Consider the following 3,037-nt stretch of genomic DNA (forward strand, 5'->3'; position numbering starts at 1 on the left):
CCACCTGCTGGCTCGCCACCACCGCGGGGCCCGGTCCACCGGTGGCCGCCGCGACGACGGGCGCCGCGGCCGAGGCCTGGCCCGCCACGACGCCGGTGAGCAGCAGGGCGCCGACGAGGGCCCGCGCGAGCCGCTGGCTCGGGCCGGCCAGGGGCACGGGACGCGGCAGCCCGCCGTCCCGGACGGCCGCCACGGCCTCGACGGCGACGCACACGCAGAACTGCAGCCACGCCAGCCAGACGACGGCCACGAGCACGGTGACGAGCTGCTCGGCGCCCAGGGCCCCGAGCAGGACGTCCGCGTCGGGCACCGAGGTCGGCACGGGCGGCGGCGCCCCGAGCGCGAGCAGGACGGCGGGCACGCCCATGACGAGGGCGAGCAGCGCGAGGAGGGCCCCGGCGGCCGCCCAGGGCGAGCGCCGCTCGTGGGCCGGCTGCGGCTGGAACCGCTCGGGCCCCCGGCCGCGGGGACGCGCGGGGTCGTCCGCCCCGGGGCGTGAGGCGGGGCTGGAAGCAGGGCGGGGAGCGGGGCGGGCCACGGTCAGCTCCCCTCGACGGCGATGCCGGTGGCGGCGCGGGCGCTGGCGGTCGCCTCCACGTCGAAGGCGCCGACGCCCACGAGCGAGAGGACGGCCGAGGGCACACGGGCGCGCGTCGTCACGACGACGCCGTCCGGGCCGGCCGAGACCGAGCAGTCGCCTCCCCCGTAGCCCCGCTGGGCGCACCAGGCGGCGGCGGCCGCCGCGGCGCGGCCCGGGTCGAGGACGACGACGCCGGTCGCGCGCAGGACGGGGACGTCGACGGCGTCGGCGCCGGCGCGTGCGGCCTGCTCGGCGTCGTCGGCCGCGGCGGCGCGCGCGTTGATGGCCTGACCGCCGTCGTGGACGAGCCCGCCGAGCAGCAGCAGCAGCGGGGCGGCGTGCACGAGGAACGTCGTCGCGGCCCCCCGCTCGCCGGAGGCGCGCAGGGCCGCCAGCCGCCGTCGCAGCGCTGCGGCCGGGCGGCGGCGGGTGGGGGGCGCGGGTGCGCGGCGCGGCATCAGCCGGTCCTCCGGAAGGTCTCGAGGGGGGCGGCGCCCGTGGCGTCGAGGGTGATCGAGGGGCCCAGGCCGAGACCCGTCAGCGTGCGCATCGGGACGGTGCAGCTGACGGTCACCTCGACCTGGCCGCCGGGGGCGAAGGTGCCCCCGAGCGCTGCAGGAGCGCACTCCTGGTCGGGCGAGGCGACGGCGTCGAGCGCCGCCTGCGCTGCGGCGGCCGCCGCACCCGGAGTCCGCTCGACCGAGGCGGCCCGGGCGGCGTCGCGGGCGGCCGCGTCGACGTCGCCCTGCAGCAGGGCCACGCGGCCCATCGCCAGGACGAGCACCACGAGGAGGAGCAGCAGCGGTGCCACGACCACGACCTCGACCGACATGGAGCCGCGGTCGGCGGCGTGCCGGCGCGGCGCGTCCGTCTCCGGCGCGTCGCCGACCCAGGGTCCGAGGTCGCGGCGTGCGGGCGCCTCACGTGTCACCGCGGAACACCTCCACGGGGCCCTCGGCCACCTGGGTGATGCGCCCGCCGAGGCTCGGGACGAGCGCGTACGCGTCGCCCGTGACGGTCGCGCGGACGGTGAGCCCGCCGTCGAGGGCGAGCACCTCCACGTCGGCCCCCCGGAGCACGCCGGTGCCGATCGAGGCCGCGTACGCGCGGCCCCGGTCCTCGGCCGCCGTCAGGTCGCCGCCCGCCCGGGCGACGCGGGCAGCCTCACGGGCGGCCGCCAGGGCGGCCTGGTTGCCCAGCATGACCTGCCCCACCTGCACGCCCATGAAGAGCAGCAGGAGGAGCAGCGGCACGTAGACGACGAGCTCGATCGAGCTGACGCCCGCGTCGTCACGGGCCACCAGCCGACCGGACGACCGCCGGCCACGGCCTGACCCTCCGTCGCGCGCACGTGCGAGGTGCACCGGACCGTCAGCCGTTGGGGATGTTGATCGTGCCCTCGATCTCCTCCGCCCGGTCGACCACCAGGTCCCGGATGACGAAGGCGACCACACCGACGATGACGACGACCACCGCGGTGATGAGCACCCACTCGATGGCGCTGGCGCCCCGCTGCGGCTGCGCCCGCAGGACCTCGAGGCGGGGGGCGAGCAGCCGCCGCAGCGACAGCTGGAGCACGACGGCGAGCCGGAGGACGAGCGAGCGGGCGGTGGTCAGCGGTGCCATGGGGTTCCCCTGGGGTCGGTGGGTCGGATGCCGGTGCGTCGGGTGCGGTCGGTGGGGCCTCGCGCGGGCGACCGGCTCGGGCGGGGGCTCACAGGGCGATCCTGGCGAGCGCGGGGTACAGGAGGAAGAGGAGGAAGCCGGCCGCCAGGAGGAGCTGGGCGACGACCATCGACTGCGACCGCTCCTGCGCGGCGCCCTCGAGCTCGGCGATCTCCTTGCGGCGCAGGGACTCGGCACGCGCCGAGAGCGACTCCTTGACCTTGGCGCCGTCCTCGGCGACCAGCGCCAGGGCGGCGCCGAGGTCGACGAGCTCCTCGACGCCCACGTCGGCGCCGAGGCGGCCGAGCGCGTGCCACGGCGTCGTCCCCTGCAGCCGGGCGTCCTCGAGGGCGCGCCGGATGCGCACCATGGCGGGCGCGTCGCTGACGGCGGACGCGGTCTGGAGCGCCTCGGGGACACCCCGGCCACCGGCGAGGCTCATCGCGACGAGGTCGAGGAAGGCGCCCACGACGTGCCGGAAGGCGCGCCGCTGCTCCACGGCCTGCCCGTGGACCACGACCGTCGGCAGCACGAGGCCGCCCACGGCGAGCACGAGCGAGGCCAGCACCGGCACGGCGCCGAATGACGCGCCCGTGAGGGCCGCCGCCGCGCCCATGACCAGCGGGAGGACGAGCCCCAGCACGGCCGCGAGCGCGCTCGTCGCCAGGTGCGTCTCGACGGAGGTGCCCGTGACCGCGAGGTCCGCGCCGACGCGCCCCAGCCGCACGCCCCGCGCCTCGAGGGCGGCGCGCAGCACCGCGCCGACGCGTCGCACGCGCAGGCGCTCGCCCG

General features: G+C 78.6%; 5 protein-coding genes and 1 pseudogene. All 6 read right to left on the reverse strand.

From position 1 onward, the window contains the following. Positions 1-538 (reverse strand): annotated as a pseudogene (locus HLB09_RS14990) (hypothetical protein); the annotation flags it as partial. Between the two features lie 2 nt (positions 539-540). Further along, complete coding sequence (locus tag HLB09_RS14995) at positions 541-1,038, reverse strand: pilus assembly protein TadG-related protein (RefSeq protein WP_171204133.1); 498 nt, start codon at positions 1,036-1,038, stop codon at positions 541-543. Next, complete coding sequence (locus tag HLB09_RS15000; protein WP_171204134.1) at positions 1,038-1,511, reverse strand: TadE/TadG family type IV pilus assembly protein; 474 nt, start codon at positions 1,509-1,511, stop codon at positions 1,038-1,040. The genes HLB09_RS14995 and HLB09_RS15000 overlap by 1 nt, the downstream gene beginning before the upstream one ends. Continuing rightward, positions 1,501-1,881 (reverse strand): TadE/TadG family type IV pilus assembly protein, encoded by a 381-nt coding sequence (locus HLB09_RS15005; RefSeq protein WP_212771166.1) that lies wholly within the window; start codon positions 1,879-1,881, stop codon positions 1,501-1,503. The genes HLB09_RS15000 and HLB09_RS15005 overlap by 11 nt, the downstream gene beginning before the upstream one ends. Positions 1,882-1,951: 70 nt before the next feature. Next, a complete protein-coding gene (locus HLB09_RS15010) occupies positions 1,952-2,206 on the reverse strand; it encodes a hypothetical protein (RefSeq protein WP_171204135.1) in 255 nt (84 codons plus the stop codon). 88 nt (positions 2,207-2,294) lie between these two features. After that, a partial coding sequence (locus HLB09_RS15015) for a type II secretion system F family protein (protein ID WP_171204136.1) occupies positions 2,295-3,037 on the reverse strand: 743 nt, incomplete at its 5' end.

The organism is Pseudokineococcus marinus, assembly GCF_013004605.1.
In the GTDB taxonomy this organism is placed as follows: Bacteria; Actinomycetota; Actinomycetes; order Actinomycetales; family Quadrisphaeraceae; genus Pseudokineococcus; species Pseudokineococcus marinus.